Origin of the sequence: Nocardia sp. NPDC052316, assembly GCF_044547795.1 — a bacterium.
Taxonomy (GTDB): Bacteria; Actinomycetota; Actinomycetes; order Mycobacteriales; family Mycobacteriaceae; genus Nocardia.
Genome location: NZ_JBIUBB010000002.1, coordinates 938,682 through 952,457, shown reverse-complemented (window position 1 = coordinate 952,457; position 13,776 = coordinate 938,682). Strand labels below are relative to the sequence as shown.

Sequence of the window (13,776 nt, the reverse complement as noted above, 5' to 3'; positions counted from 1 at the left end):
AACAGTTTACGAGGCTGGTTGTGTCCATGTGACCGGCAATTCGTGCACGCCGTAGATGTTCATGTCGGTCCGCAGTTTCACCTCGTCCGCCGGGATCGCGAGCGCGAGGGTCGGGAAGTGCCGCAGCAGCCCGGCGAATCCGGCTCGCATTTCGATGCGAGCCAGCTGCTGGCCAAGGCAGGTGTGAATCCCGTGTCCGAAGGACAGGTGACCACGCGCCTTCCGACGGATATCCAGGGCGTCGGGATTGTCGAACCGGCGCGGGTCGTGATTGGCGGCCAGCAGCGAGACGACCACGGTCGATCCCGCGCGGATCGTTTCACCGCCCAGTTCGATGTCCTCGGTGGCGTAGCGATAGAAGATGTCGGCGATGGACAGATAGCGCAGCAGCTCCTCGACGGCATCGGGCACCAGTTCCGGATCGGCGCGCAGTTCGGCCAGCTGGTCCGGGTGCTCGAGCAGCGCGAAAGTGCCCAGCGCCACCATGTTCGCGGTGGTTTCGTGGCCCGCGAGCAGCAGCAGGAAGGCGATGCCGGTCAGTTCCTCGATGGTGAGCTCGTCGTTGCGGGCCAGGTCGGACAGGAGGTCGTCGCCGGGTTCGGCGCGTTTGGCCGTGACCAGTTCGGCGAGGTAACCCATCATCGCGCCGTACGCGGCCATCTTCTCGTCGAGCGACTGGTCCTTGACCAGGAACTTGGCGGAGTTGACCTGGAAGGTTTCCCGGTCCGCGTAAGGGACGCCGAGCATTTCGCAGATCACCAGCGACGGCAGCGGCAGCGCGAACTCCTTGACCAGATCGACCGGTGGGCTCAACGTCGCCATCCGCGCCAGCTGCTGTTCGGCGATCTCGATGATGTGCTCTTCGAGCTGCTTCATCCGCCGGACCGTGAAGGTGCCGGTGAGCATGCGCCGCAGCCGGGTGTGGTCCGGCGGGTCCATCGCGACGAACAGGCCCGGAATCTGCGGGGACGGTTCGGTGGCGGCGGGCATGCCCGGTGTCTCGTACGGCACATGCATGATGCCGAGATCCTGGCGCGAGCTGAACCGGGTGTCGGCCATGAGCTGGCGGACCGCGTCGTACCCGGTGACGAACCAGCCCTGGTGCCCGTCCGGAAAGATCAGTGGGCAGACCGGGTTGGTCTCGCGCAGCCGGCTGATCTCGCTGGGCGGATCGAAAGGGCTGGCATCGCGCGCCGTGGGGAGACCGTTCGGGATCGAAACCGGTTGAGTCATCAGGGTTTCCTTTCGTGGCTGTTGTGCTCACCACGGTCGCGGAACGACCTGACATACGGCTGTCACGGCGCTGATACGGCGTGCTGGGCGGCGTCAGCACCTCGCTTAGACTGTGAATATAAATCTAGACTGCTAGTCTAGAAATCCCTGGACCGGCAAGAAGGATCGAGACTGTGCCCCTGACCGACACACCCACCGCCGATGCGTTCCTATACGACCGGTCCGGCCACCGCTACGACATCACGGACCCACGCTGGCGTGGTGCCGACGGCACCGCGCTGACGATGAGCGCGCTGCCGGGCCTCACGGCCGACGAGATCGTCACCTCGGAGCGGTCGCTGTGGCGCTATCAGGCGGCGCTCCCGGTCGATGCGCGCCACCGGGTGAGTCTCGGCGAGGGCTGTACCCCGATGGTGCCGATCGACTGGGCGGGCCGGCGCGTGCACTTCAAACTCGAATGGTTCAACCCCACATCGAGTTTCAAGGACCGCGGGGTGGCGGTGATGGTCTCGCATCTACTCGGCCAGGGCGCCGACTCGGTGCTCGAGGACAGCTCCGGCAACGGCGGCTCCGCGGTCGCGGCCTACAGCGCCGCCGCCGGGATCCGAGCCAAGATCATCGTGCCCGAGTCGACCTCGGCCGCGAAAATTCTGCAGGTGCGCGCCTACGGTGCCCAGATCGAGCTCGTCGCGGGCACCCGCGAGGAGGTGTCGCAGGAGGCGATCCGCCAGTCCGAACAGATCAGGTACGCCAGCCACAACTGGCACCCATTCTTCTTGCAGGGCACCAAGACCGTGGCCTACGAGATGTGGGAGGACCTCGGATTCCGGGCGCCCGACAATGTCGTACTCGTCGCCGGCGCGGGCAGCAACGTCCTCGGCTGCGACATCGCGTTCAGCGAACTGCTCGGCGCGGGGCAGATCGCGCACCGGCCGCGGCTGTTCATCGGCCAGCCCGAGCACTGGGCGACCATTGCCGACACGCTCAACGGTCTCGATCCGGCCGAGCGCGGGCCGCGCCTTCCCACCATCGCCGAGGGCGCCGCTATCGCCGATCCGGTTCGCCTGCCCGAGGCGGTCGAGGCGATCCGCCGCTCGGGCGGCGGGGCGGTCGCGGTGTCGGAGGCGATGATCCGGAAAGCGGTGCGCGAACTCGCCTCTCGGGGCCTGTACGCCGAACCCACCAGCTGCGTCGCCGTCGCGGCGCTGGACCACTTCATCGCCGAGGGCGCCATCGGTGCCGACGAGACCACCGTGGTGGTGCTCACCGGCGCGGGCACCAAGTCGTCGGAGAAAATGGCAGGCATCTTCGACGAGGAACGCACGAGCCGTCACGGATGAGCGGGGTGAACATGAACGCCGACCACGGTACAACCGGCAAGGACGTCCGCGACAGCGGCTGCGCCGAAGAGGACGAACACCTGCTGGCCGAGGCGGAAAAGATCGCGGGCGCGATCGGGCGGATGTTTCCCGGGCTGTGCGAGGTCGTGCTCCACGATCTGCGCAATCCGCAGCACGCTGTCCGCGCCATCGAGAACAACCTGTCGGGCAGGCAGGTGGGCGACTCGGCCACCGAGCTCGGACTGGCTCGCATCGCCGACCCCGACTACCCGAGCGTCATCCAGAACTACCCGAACCGATTCCCCGACGGGCGACCGGTCAAGAGCACGTCGATCGGCATCAAGAACAGGCAAGGCCGCTACGTCGCGGCGCTGTGCCTGAATCTGGACGTCTCCTCGTTGTCGCCGCTGACCCGCACCCTGGCCAACCTCGTGGCCACCGAGGTCGAGCACGGCGGCGAGGTCCTGGAAACGCTGCGCGATCGGACCGCCCGCGAGCTGCGCGAGACCGTCGAGGCGTTCGCCGCGGCCCGCTCACACACCCCGCGCAGCCTGCCCGCCGACGCCAAACGCCAACTGGTCAAACAACTCCGCCACGACGGCTACTTCGAATCCAGCGGCTCCGCGCAAACCATCGCGGACCTGCTCGGCGTCTCCCGCGCCAGCGTCTACAACTACGCCAAGTAACAAAGGACCGCCCAGCACATGACCGATATCCAGCTACGGAACAGTCCCGATCTGCGCCCACCAGCCGGGCACTACTCACACGTCGCCATGCACGGCGGGCTCGCCTACATCTCCGGGCAGCTCCCGGTCGACGAAGACGGAGACAGCTTGGCCGGAAAGCCTTTCGACGTCCAGGCCCGGCAAACCCTCGACAACCTCGACCGGTGTCTGGCCGCCGCGGGCACCGCGAGAACCCGGTTGGTGTCGATCTCGGTGTACGTCACCGACCTCGCGACCTGGCCTGCCTTCGACACGATCTATGCCGCGTGGCTCGGCCAGCACCGCCCGGCTCGTATCGTGGTGGGCGCCAGCGCATTGCACTACGACTCGGCGATCGAGATCAACGCCGTCGCCGCCCTCCCGGAGTAGCACCGCATATGAGCTCGCGGCATCCAGGCCGGATGCCGCGCGGCTCCCGGAGCGGGCTGCGCACTTGAACAACCGCGTCAATCGGATGGAACATCGACGTCATCGGCACGGCTACCGAGTCCTTGGTTCATGAATTCCTTCTAAGGTCCCCGTTCATGAAATATGTATTTCCGGTCCGGTCCGGCATCCGGGTGCGGCAAGCCGATCTCGGCCGCGACGGCGCGGTGAGTACGGTGGGAATGGCCCGCTGGCTGGAAGACGCTCGGATACGACTGGAATTTCCGCAGTTCGAACAACTCGTAGCGGCCGGTGAATTCGGCCCCTACCAAATCATTTTCGTCGGCCAGAGCGTCGAACGGCTCGCACCTGTCCGTCGCACGGACGCCGATATCGAAGTGCACACCGATATTCGTCGGATCGGGCGATCGTCGTTCACCTATGGACATGCGGTGTTCGCCCGCGGTAACCAGGTGGGCGCTGGCGACGCCACGGTCGTGCTGTTGGGGGTCGCGGGACCGCTCGCCCTGCCCGAGGAGTTGGTCGCGGATCTCACCGCGCTGGCCAGGCCGGATTCGGACGATACGGTTGCAACCCGGCCGGATGCGGAACGCCACCGACGCAGCCACTACGCGTATTTCGCTCCGCTACGCGCCCGGATAAGCGACGTCGACCTCAATCAGCATGTCAATTACCTCGCCCTGGCCGCCTGGTACGACGAGGCGGTCGCGGCATTCACGACGTCGGCACTCGACCTCGGCGGGCTGGTACCCGACCTGTCACCCTCGTCCTATCGCATCGACTACGTCGGCGAGGTCACCTACCCCGGCGACTACGACATCGGCGTTCTGGTCGGCTCGTTCGACGCCGACGTCGTCCATTACCAGCTCGGAATATTTCTCGGCGATACCTGCCTCGGCGTGGCCGATGCGATCGGGCCGCGGGGCGAATTGCGCGCCAGGTCGTCAGGTCCCTGCTGAGCGGGCGTACTCGGCGGGCGTCCGGCCGTAGCGTTTCTTGAACGCGCGGATGAAATGGCTGCTGTCGGCGAATTGCCAGTGCGCGGCGAGTTCGGAGACGGTGGGCCGGTGCGACGGGGCGGTCAGGGCGAGCCGCGCCTCCTCCAGCCTGCGGTGGCGGATGTAGCCGGTCACCGACTCGCCCGCCGTGGTGAACGCCCGTTGCAGGGTGCGCACGGAGACATGGAGTTCGCGGGCCAGCATCTGTGGCGACAGCTCGGGATCGGCGAGCCGACTGTCCGCCAAGGCTTTCGCCGCCTGGATGAGCGCGGGCCGCAGCCCCGGCTCCACATCGTCGAACCGACCCGTAGTCACCGCTTTGGCCAGTTCGAGCATGGCACCGTGGGCCGCGTGCACACCGGTCGGGCCGAGATCCGCCACGGTGGCGTGCACCATGGTCGTGTGCGCCATCAGCAGGCGCATCTCGGCCGAGTCCGCCGCCTCGGTGCGGCTGCGGTTGCGCAGTCGCGGCGCGAGCACCGCGGCGGGCAGCGTGAGGATCCGGACCGTGGTGTCCGGCGCCGCCCCGAAATGCAGCGGCGGGCCGTGCCGCAACAGGAACTGCCCGGCCGTGACGGAGTAGTCGTCGTGATCGGCCGACGCGCCCAAAGTCCAACTGCCGCGGCGCACTACATACATCCGCACCTGGTCGTCGTAGCCGTACGGGGTGCCCGCCGTGCGAATCACCGAGGCGCTGTCGAGATCGGTGACCGCTACGTCGCGCAGCTTCGCGACGCGACTCCTGACCCGGAAATCGCCGGTGGTGACCGGACTGAAGGTCGGCAGCGGAAAGCCGGCGCCGACCTGTGTCTGCCACCCGTGCCGGAAGAGATCGAAGCCGCGCGATACCGCTCCGGGGCCGATCGAGTCCACGGCGAAAGCGCCACGTGCGGCGGCGAAGTCCGCTGCAGTACTGTCCATCGCCGGCCGATCCACTCCGCGTTCGTTCTCGGACCCCCGCCGCGCCCATATTTCCCCGCAGCAGGGGCCGAGTCAAACCACCTTCACGGTGCCGCGTCGAGTGCGTTCACATCGGATAGACCGAATGCTTGCGCGGATTGAACTCCGGTTTCACCGGCGGCTTGTCACGCAACAAGCGCAGCGCGTGCCGAATCTCGAGGCGGGTGCGTGCCGGTTCGATGACGGCGTCGATGTACCCGCGTTCGGCGGCGATCCACGGCGTGGCGATGGTCTCGTTGTAATGATTGACCATGAATTCGCGCGCGGCCGCCCGCTGCTCCGCGGGCACCGCCGCCAATTGCCGCTTACCGATGAGATCGACCGCGCTCTCCGCGCCGATCACCGCGATCCGGGCCGTCGGCCAGGCGAAACTGATATCGGCACCCACCTGCCTGGCCGCCATCATGCCGTAGGCGCCGCCATAGGACTTGCGCACCACCAGATTGATGATCGGCACCGTGGCCTCGATGATCGCGCGCGGCACCCGGCCACCGCGGATGATCACCCCATTGGCTTCCTGATCGAGACCCGGCAGCACGCCCGGCGTATCGACCACGAACACCAGCGGAATATTGAACGCGTCGCAGAGCCGGATGAAGTAGGTCGACTTGTCCGAACAGGCCGCGTCGATCGAACCACCGAGCACCAGCGGCTGATTAGCGATCACACCGACCGGGAAACCGTCTACCCGAGCGAATCCGGTGATCAGGTTCGGCGCGAATTCGGTTCGCACCTCGTGGAATTCACCGTCGTCGAAGATCCGCAGCAGGATCTCGTGCATGTCGTAGCCGGCGCGATCGGAGTCCGGGATGATCTTGTCGAGTTCCCGATCGGTCGCGGTGATCTCCGGCTCCAGGCCGGGATTCACGACCGGCGGCTGCTCGAGGCAGCTCGTCGGGAAATAGCTCAGGTACTGGCGGGCCCATTCGTAGGCTTCCTGCTCGGTGGCCGCCACGTGATGCAAGGTGCCGCGCTTGGCCTGCACCGCGGCGCCGCCGAGATCCTCGGCCGAGATGTCCTCGCCGTTGACGGCCTTGATCACCTCCGGCCCGGTGACGAACATGTAGGAATCCTTGGTGCCGATCAACACGTCGGTATTGATCGGCCCGTACACCGAACCCGCGGCGCACTTGCCGAGAATGATCGACACCTGCGGCACATAACCCGACAGCTTCTCCAACACCCGCGAAATGTCACCGAACGACGCGATCGAGCCCACCGCGTCCTGGATCCGCGCGCCACCGGAGTCGTTGATCGTCACCACCGGGCAGGCGTTGTCGAAGGCGAACTGCAACGCGCGCATGAACTTTCGGGCAGAGATGATGCCGACCGATCCGCCGTACACGGTCTGGTCGTGCGCGATCACCACCACCGGACGGCCCCCGATCAACCCCCGACCGGTGACCAGGCCATCGCCGTAGAGAGCGTCCGGTTGATCGGGCTGGCGGGCCAGCGCACTGGTCTCGATGAACGTCCCGGGGTCGAGCAGCATGTGCACCCGCTGTCGGACACTCGGAATACCCTTCTTCTCCCGCTTGGCAATACCGCTCTCACCTGCGGGTTCCGCAGCGATCGCCAGGATCTTGACCAGTTCATCTAGCTTCGCCTGGGTATCAACCACGCTCGCCGCCACCTTCCCTACCAACTGTTGTGCCTTGGCGACGTTAAGCGGTGTGGACACGAGAACGCGATAACAGTCCCCATATGCGGGACAGGTCACAGTTCGGGCCTGGTTGGTATGGCATTCCCAACAGCTCGAATGCGGGCACGGAGCGGGTCGGCTGACCCGTGTGCGGAATGCGGGTGCGGCGGGTCAGTTCCGCTTCAGGCTGCCGACGCTCAGCGATCCGTTCGAGGGCGTCGGTTTGTTCTCGGCGGCCGCCGGCTGGTCCTCGGTGGACGGTGTGGTCGTCATCGGCAGTTTGTTCTCGACCTCGCGGATATAGCCGGCGGGGTCCTCGTCGACGGCCTCGACACCGGCGTAGTTGCGCGCCTCATAGGCGGCGAAGGCGACGGCCAGCCGATGGCGGCGCGACAGCCCGGCGAGCCTGCGGAAATCGGTCAGGCCCTCGCGTTCCTCCTCGGCCATGTGATCGCTGTTGGCCAGGTTCGCGGCCGCGACCGCCGCGTACCAGTCATCGGTGCCCACCTCATGCTGCGCGACCTCGGCGACCGCGTCCCTGATCTCGTTGTGGTCGTGGATCGCGTCGAGCGTCTCGTCCTCCACCCGGTCCGCGCGCCGGGCGGCGATACCCACCTGCAGCAGCTCCGGATAGAAGATCTCTTCCTCGGCCTTCGCATGCAGCTCGAGGAAGGCCGCGAGCCGATCCCAGATCGCGGCGAGCACCTCGGTGTCGGTGCGATCGATCTGCTCCAGGATCGCGAACAGTCGCCGCTGCTCACGGTGGTCGTCGAGAATCAGCTCGGTAATGTCCACAATTCCTCCCTGACAACGCATTTCAGGTCAGCACTGGACGCCAGGCAGACAGGCTCTCAGGGCAGCTGGCATGTCCCTGTGCATCGACAATAACGCACCGGGGCGACGATCCTCCGGAACGCCCGGCACCGGGGTGCGCCGCAAGATGCTGGGCCGCTCGGGACGTAAGCGTGACCTCGTGCGGGAACCGAGCGGCGCACCGTAGCCGGCCGCCGAACTCCCGCTGACCGCTGTTGTCCTGCATACGAGCCTCGGCCGTCCCCGACGATGCCGAGGCGGCCTGCACGGTTCGCCGAGGAGGTGCCGACCACCAGCGCCGCCGAGACCGTACTGCGCGTGCCCACCGCTGCCTCGGACGCCTATGCTGACACCCGAAACACGGATCAGGAGAACAATTTTGGCGAAACTGCACCGCCCAGGGCGCCCCGACGATCTGCCGGATGCGCACCTGCTGTGGACGCGGTGGGCGGCCGTCGCGGTCGCGACCTACGACCGTGATCAGGAACGCGAGCCCGCACGCCATCGGTACGGATACTGGATCGATGACGACGGCTTGCACTGGGACGACAGCGGCTGCACCTGGTGGGTGTTCAAGTGGTACGGCGACGGCCGCGCGGTACTCGTCGGCGAAGACGAGTCGAGCAAGGTCAAAACGCACGAGCCCGCGATCGACCTGCTGGCCGGGGCTCCGGAATGGCTGCCGCGCCGATACCTGCGAGGCCTGATCGATGACTACATGGTCGGCTGTGTCTACTGGTTCGACGCGGGTGCCTGGCATCGGGCGCCGTACCCGGACGACCTGGCCGACGACGGACTCGACTGCGGCCTCTCGTCGTTGACCACCCGGGCGGGTGCGGTCGGCGAGATCGCTGAGCGGCTGGAGTTCGACGCCACCGACGCGGGCATGCCCGAGCTGTGCGACCAGCTGATCGACGCCGCCGAGCGCGGCACCGTCACCGAGAACCTGCTCCGCTCGTTCGCCGACTCGATGACGCGGTTGACCGAGCAGCACTACCCCGGCGACGATGCCCGGCCACGCACCGACGAGGACATCGCCGCCATGTTCGCACTGGCCCGTCGCGCCGGCCTGGACACTGCCGCCTGGGCCGGCACACTCGGCATCCGAAGTTGAGCCAGGCGTCCGAAGCTAACAGAGGCGTCGATCCCACCTGTGCTATCCGCACCATCGAGCGCGGACGCTGGTACCGCAAGGGTGGCGGGATATCTGCTCGCCGAAAAATCACTAGAGCATCTCGAGTCCGGTCGGCGGTAAGGAACGCACACTAACGAGACGCTGGGCTATGTGTTCGAGACTCTCGCTCATGGAGTGGCTCGACGGGGCGGGTTCTACTTTCTATGTCCACAGAGGAGGACCGCCATGTCCCATAACAATCCACGCCCAGCGGCCACCGCGAGTGCCGTTCCGAACAACAGACCGTCATATCTGAGTTTCGGTCTTGCCTGGCTGCTCGGATACACCGCGTTCGCGCTGACTTACGGCGACGATCCCGGCCTGCCGCTACCTGCTGCCGTCGGGCCCGTGCTGCTACTCGGCGGACTGCTGACCGGCCTGGTCGTGACCGCCGTGGTCGCGGTCCGAGCACAGCGCGGCACCCGCGGTGCTGAGGCAGCCGTCGGCATCATGCTGGCCGCCTCGTGGCTGATCGGCTTCAGCGCACTGTTTCTGATCATCACGGCCCTGGAGTCGGCGCTGCACGAGGTGCGGGTGCAGACCCTGCTATGGCCGACCGGGTCGGGCCTTGTCGTCGGAATGATCTATCTCGCAGGCGGGGTCGCCTACCGTGATCTCGTGCAGTACGCGCTCGGCGCCTGGCTCGCGGTGACGTCCTCGGCCGCGCTGCTGCTCGACGGAGCACACCTGTACTGGGTCTTGGCTATCGCGGGAGGCGGCGGCTACCTCGTCGCCGCGATGTGCCGAGTCCGGCAGGACGGGCCGCGGCGGCGCGAAGAAGCACCGCTGAGCGGGCTGGCATGATCGCGGTGTGCATTTACGATTCGGTATTCAGTGGGCGCCGACGGTGACCGAGCTGCCGCGGTTGCGTGCGATGGCGAAGGTGGCGGACCGGGAAGGCCTGGATTTGCTCGGCATCCAGGACCATCCGTACTCGGGCGGACTGGCCGACACGTTCGCGGTGATCGCCACCATCCTCGCGGAAACCGAACGGCTGCGGGTGTTTCCGGATGTGGCGAGCCTGCCGTTGCGCGGCCCCGCGATGCTCGGGAAACAAGCCGCGACCTTGGATCTGCTCAGCGGCGGCCGCTTCGACCTCGCCTTGGGCGCGGGAGCGTTCTGGCCGGCCATCGGCGCCATGGGCGGCCCGGTGCGCTCGAATCCCGAAGCGCTGCAAGCACTCGAGGAGGCCACCGCCATCATCCGCGCCATGTGGCTGCCGGGGACCAAGGCGAAAGTTAATGGCACGCACTACACCGTGCACGGCGTGCAGTCCGGGCCCGCGCCCGCACACCCGGTCGGCATCTGGTTCGGCAGCGTCGGCCCCAAGGCCAACGCCCTCACCGGACGGATCGCCGACGGGTGGGCCGCACCCATCCCGCATTACCTGCCGTACGAGAAATGGCAAGCGACACAAGACATCATCTCCGCCGCCGCGACCGAGGCGGGGCGTAACCCGGCCGACATCACCCGCATGGCCCAACTCGTCGGCACGATCACCGACACTCCGGGCCAGGTCACCCTGCGCGGCGAAGCACCGATCCGCACCGACGCCGCAGGCTGGGCCCGCATCCTCGCCGATCTCGCCAACGAAACCGGCTTCGACACCTTCGTCTACTGGCCCGAATCCGCCGACGACACCCAACTCCGTCGCTGGATCGGCGACGTCATCCCCGCCACCCGAGCCTTGTGCGCCTGACCATCCAGCCCCTGACAGTGGTATGCGGTGTATCGGTCAGCAGGTATGACGGGGCGTGAACCCCGGCGGTAATGTCGGACTCCGTGGAGTCGGCGGTAGTTTTGGTTACTGGTTCGTCTGGTGTGGTCGGAGCTGCCGTCGCGCGGGAAATGCACACCGCGGGGTGGCACGTGCGCGGCTGGGATGTTCGTCCCGGTGAGTGGACCACCCACCAAGGTGATTTGCGTGACCCGCACATTCTGGCGCGCGCCGTGCGCGGGGCGGAGGTTGTCGTGCACACGGCCGCGCTGCACGCGCCGCATGTCGGCCGAGTCGGCGACGACGAGTTCCGCGCGGTCAATGTGGACGCCACCGCCGCACTGCTCGCGCAGGCGTCAGAATGCGGTGTCCGGCGAATGGTCTACACCAGCAGCACGTCGGTGTACGGCCACGCATTGGTGCCGAGCGATCGCGCGGTCTGGGTCGACGAAACGCTGGAACCGCGGCCGCGTGACATCTATGACGAAACCAAACTCGCCGCGGAAACGCTTCTCGCCGAACACAATCGGGCGCTCACCACAATCGTGCTGCGCATCGCCCGCTGCTTTCCGGAGGAGCCCGCCATCCAGGCTGCCCACCGGCTCTACCGCGGGGTCGACGTCCGTGATGTGGCCCGCGCCCACCGGCTCGCCGCCGAACAGCCGGAGGTTACCGGCGCATTCAACATCGCCGGGCCAATGGTGTTCCGCCCCAACGACACTCAGCAGTTGTGGCATGACGCGAGACCACTGCTGGAACAGCGAGCGCCCGACATCGTCGCCCTGTTCCGGCGACAAGGCTGGTCACTGCCGGCCACCATCGACCGCGTCTACGATTCCGGCAAAGCGCGCCGACAGCTCGGTTATCAGCCGGCCTACGACGTCGCGGCGCTCGTCGGCTAGCGACTCCACGGGTCACGATCGCCCGGCCCGACTGAGCTCATGTCGGGCCCGGGCGGCATTGAGCTGCCGCAGTCCCACACCAGACGCGAATCCGTCGCGGGCTAACCACACACTGCTGATCGCGATCGACTCGATCGAAAACTGACGCTGTCGGGGCGGAACCGCGCGGTCTAGCGTTGCCTCCATGACCGATTCCCTTTCGCACGGCGAGCAACTCGTCGAGCTCAACAAGGTCGAGCTGTGCTTCGAGACCTTCGGAAACCCCGCCGACCCGGCGATCCTGCTCATCGATGGCGCGGCCGCCTCGATGCTGTGGTGGGAAACCGAGCTGTGCGAACGGATCTCACGCGGCGGCCGGTTCGTGATCCGCTACGACAACCGCGACACCGGCAGATCCGTCAGCTACCCGCAGGGACATCCGGGCTACACCTACCTCGACCTGGCCGCGGACGCACTCGGCCTGCTCGACGCCCTGCACATCCAGCGCGCACACGTCGTCTGCCGTTCGATGTCCGGCGGCATCGGCGCCATTCTCGGCGTAGACCACCCCGACCGGGTGGCGTCACTGACCTTCGTCTCCACCTCCACGGGCGCGGAGGGACTTCCACCATCGTCGGACGAGCTCAGCACGCCCGCCGACCCGGACCCCACCGATTCTCGCGCGATAGTGGATTACGTTGTCGCATCGGCGAAGTCGTACTCGGGCGGCTCGCCCTACTTCGAGGAAACCGCCGTGCGCGCACTGGTCGAGCGCGACGTGGCCCGCGCTCGCGACATCGGCGCCACCCTGGTCAACCACTACGCGATGAGCTTCGACGGGTCGTCCCGCGATTTCGCCGCCATCAAGGCGCCGACTCTGGTGGTGCACGGCGACCACGACCCGGTCTTCCCACTCCCACACGGATATTCGCTACGTGACACGATTCCCGGTGCGACGCTGCTGATCCTCGAAGGCGCCGGGCACGACCTACCGAAGCCGCTGTGGGACGTGTTCGTCCCGGCCCTGCTCCAGCACACCGAAGGCGGTCTCGCATGACCACGTTGCAGTCGGCGCTCTGGCTGCCGATATTCGATGATCTCGCCGACCCGGTGGTGGTCGCACGGCTGGCCGCCGAGGCGGAGGCGGCAGGCTGGCACGGCATGTTCGTCTGGGACCACGTGCGCTGGCGGGAGCCGGTCCAGCAGGTGGCCGACCCGTGGATCACGCTGGCCGCGATCGCCACCGCCACCGAAAACCTCCGGTTCGGCCCCATGGTCACACCCCTTGCCCGCCGCCGACCCACCAAAGTCGCCAGGGAAACCGCGACACTCGACCGCCTCAGCGGCGGCCGCCTCACCCTCGGCGTCGGCCTCGGCAGCAATCGCTTCGCCGAAGAATTCTCGGCCACCGGCGAGGAACCCGACGACCGGCGGCGCGGCCAGATGCTCGACGCATCACTGCAGATCCTCACCGCCGCCTGGTCCGGTGCGCCGGTGCACCACCACAGCGAGCACTACACCGTCGACGGAATCTCCTTCCTGCCCACCCCGATTCAACGCCCCGGTGTGCCGGTATGGGCTGCGGGATTCCCCGGTAACCTCCGCCCGCTGCGTCGCGCCGCCCGCCACGACGGCTTCTTCCCCGTCAACCTCGAACACCCGGACCAGCTCGCCGAGATCGCCACCACCCTCGCCGCCCTCCGTCAGCACGCGCCGACCCCGTTCGACATCGCCGTCCCGCTTCCCGCCGACGCCGACCCGGCGCCCTACGCCGAGGCGGGCGCCACCTGGTGGCTGGCAGAGTTCGAGCCGGACACCGTATCGCTGGACCAGGTGCGAGGTGTACTCCGCGACGGGCCGATCGAAAGGTGACGGTGCGGTAGTTCGCGTGTGGCAGCACCGGGCG

14 protein-coding genes are annotated in these 13,776 nt (G+C 67.2%); 10 read left to right on the top strand and 4 right to left on the bottom strand.

Features of this window, described 5'->3' with window-relative positions; genetic code table 11:
* Positions 1 to 6 precede the first annotated feature (6 nt).
* Positions 7 to 1,233, bottom strand: a complete 1,227-nt coding sequence (locus tag ACIHA7_RS11110) for a cytochrome P450 (RefSeq protein WP_397288076.1) — start codon at positions 1,231 to 1,233, stop codon at positions 7 to 9.
* Between the two features lie 173 nt (positions 1,234 to 1,406).
* Between ACIHA7_RS11110 and ACIHA7_RS11105 the strand changes: the two genes are divergently transcribed.
* The 4 genes from ACIHA7_RS11105 (at position 1,407) to ACIHA7_RS11090 (ending at position 4,644) form a co-directional block, all read left to right on the top strand.
* Entirely contained in the window at positions 1,407 to 2,573 is a 1,167-nt protein-coding gene (locus ACIHA7_RS11105; protein WP_397288074.1) for a pyridoxal-phosphate dependent enzyme, read from the top strand.
* Positions 2,574 to 2,584: 11 nt separating this feature from the next.
* Entirely contained in the window at positions 2,585 to 3,259 is a 675-nt protein-coding gene (locus ACIHA7_RS11100; RefSeq protein WP_397288072.1) for a transcriptional regulator, read from the top strand.
* 18 nt (positions 3,260 to 3,277) lie between these two features.
* A complete protein-coding gene (locus ACIHA7_RS11095) occupies positions 3,278 to 3,667 on the top strand; it encodes a RidA family protein (RefSeq protein WP_397288070.1) in 390 nt (129 codons plus the stop codon).
* Positions 3,668 to 3,789: 122 nt separating this feature from the next.
* A complete protein-coding gene (locus ACIHA7_RS11090) occupies positions 3,790 to 4,644 on the top strand; it encodes a hypothetical protein (RefSeq protein WP_397288068.1) in 855 nt (284 codons plus the stop codon).
* On the opposite strand, the gene ACIHA7_RS11085 is transcribed toward ACIHA7_RS11090, so the two are convergent.
* The 3 genes from ACIHA7_RS11085 to ACIHA7_RS11075 form a co-directional block, all read right to left on the bottom strand.
* Entirely contained in the window at positions 4,630 to 5,604 is a 975-nt protein-coding gene (locus ACIHA7_RS11085) for a helix-turn-helix domain-containing protein (protein WP_397288066.1), read from the bottom strand. The genes ACIHA7_RS11090 and ACIHA7_RS11085 overlap by 15 nt on opposite strands.
* 106 nt (positions 5,605 to 5,710) lie before the next feature.
* A complete protein-coding gene (locus tag ACIHA7_RS11080; RefSeq protein ID WP_397288716.1) occupies positions 5,711 to 7,264 on the bottom strand; it encodes an acyl-CoA carboxylase subunit beta in 1,554 nt (517 codons plus the stop codon).
* A gap of 192 nt (positions 7,265 to 7,456) precedes the next feature.
* Positions 7,457 to 8,080: a hemerythrin domain-containing protein gene (locus ACIHA7_RS11075; protein WP_397288064.1), complete on the bottom strand. Its 624-nt coding sequence runs from the start codon at positions 8,078 to 8,080 to the stop codon at positions 7,457 to 7,459.
* 397 nt (positions 8,081 to 8,477) lie between these two features.
* On the opposite strand from ACIHA7_RS11075, the gene ACIHA7_RS11070 reads away from it, so the two are divergent.
* From ACIHA7_RS11070 to ACIHA7_RS11045, 6 genes are all read left to right on the top strand, one after another.
* Positions 8,478 to 9,212, top strand: coding sequence for a hypothetical protein (locus ACIHA7_RS11070; protein ID WP_397288062.1), 735 nt, complete (start codon positions 8,478 to 8,480; stop codon positions 9,210 to 9,212).
* 246 nt (positions 9,213 to 9,458) lie between these two features.
* Entirely contained in the window at positions 9,459 to 10,076 is a 618-nt protein-coding gene (locus ACIHA7_RS11065) for an ABC transporter permease (RefSeq protein ID WP_397288060.1), read from the top strand.
* 7 nt (positions 10,077 to 10,083) lie between these two features.
* Positions 10,084 to 10,971, top strand: coding sequence for an LLM class flavin-dependent oxidoreductase (locus ACIHA7_RS11060; RefSeq protein ID WP_397288058.1), 888 nt, complete (start codon positions 10,084 to 10,086; stop codon positions 10,969 to 10,971).
* A gap of 71 nt (positions 10,972 to 11,042) precedes the next feature.
* On the top strand, positions 11,043 to 11,891 hold the full coding sequence (locus ACIHA7_RS11055; protein ID WP_397288056.1) for an NAD-dependent epimerase/dehydratase family protein: 849 nt from the start codon (positions 11,043 to 11,045) through the stop codon (positions 11,889 to 11,891).
* A 184-nt stretch (positions 11,892 to 12,075) separates the two neighbouring features.
* On the top strand, positions 12,076 to 12,927 hold the full coding sequence (locus ACIHA7_RS11050) for an alpha/beta fold hydrolase (RefSeq protein ID WP_397288054.1): 852 nt from the start codon (positions 12,076 to 12,078) through the stop codon (positions 12,925 to 12,927).
* Complete coding sequence (locus ACIHA7_RS11045; RefSeq protein WP_397288052.1) at positions 12,924 to 13,742, top strand: LLM class flavin-dependent oxidoreductase; 819 nt, start codon at positions 12,924 to 12,926, stop codon at positions 13,740 to 13,742. Before ACIHA7_RS11050 ends, ACIHA7_RS11045 begins: the two co-directional genes overlap by 4 nt.
* Positions 13,743 to 13,776 lie beyond the last annotated feature (34 nt).

What these genes read in the sequence shown, in the direction of transcription:
- ACIHA7_RS11110 (WP_397288076.1), bottom strand. Translation starts at nt 1,233, where the DNA reads ATGACTCAACCGGTTTCGATCCCGAACGGTCTCCCCACGGCGCGCGAT.
- ACIHA7_RS11045 (WP_397288052.1), top strand. Translation starts at nt 12,924, where the DNA reads ATGACCACGTTGCAGTCGGCGCTCTGGCTGCCGATATTCGATGATCTC.
- ACIHA7_RS11085 (WP_397288066.1), bottom strand. Translation starts at nt 5,604, where the DNA reads ATGGACAGTACTGCAGCGGACTTCGCCGCCGCACGTGGCGCTTTCGCC.
- ACIHA7_RS11100 (WP_397288072.1), top strand. Translation starts at nt 2,585, where the DNA reads ATGAACGCCGACCACGGTACAACCGGCAAGGACGTCCGCGACAGCGGC.
- ACIHA7_RS11050 (WP_397288054.1), top strand. Translation starts at nt 12,076, where the DNA reads ATGACCGATTCCCTTTCGCACGGCGAGCAACTCGTCGAGCTCAACAAG.
- ACIHA7_RS11055 (WP_397288056.1), top strand. Translation starts at nt 11,043, where the DNA reads ATGTCGGACTCCGTGGAGTCGGCGGTAGTTTTGGTTACTGGTTCGTCT.
- ACIHA7_RS11095 (WP_397288070.1), top strand. Translation starts at nt 3,278, where the DNA reads ATGACCGATATCCAGCTACGGAACAGTCCCGATCTGCGCCCACCAGCC.
- ACIHA7_RS11065 (WP_397288060.1), top strand. Translation starts at nt 9,459, where the DNA reads ATGTCCCATAACAATCCACGCCCAGCGGCCACCGCGAGTGCCGTTCCG.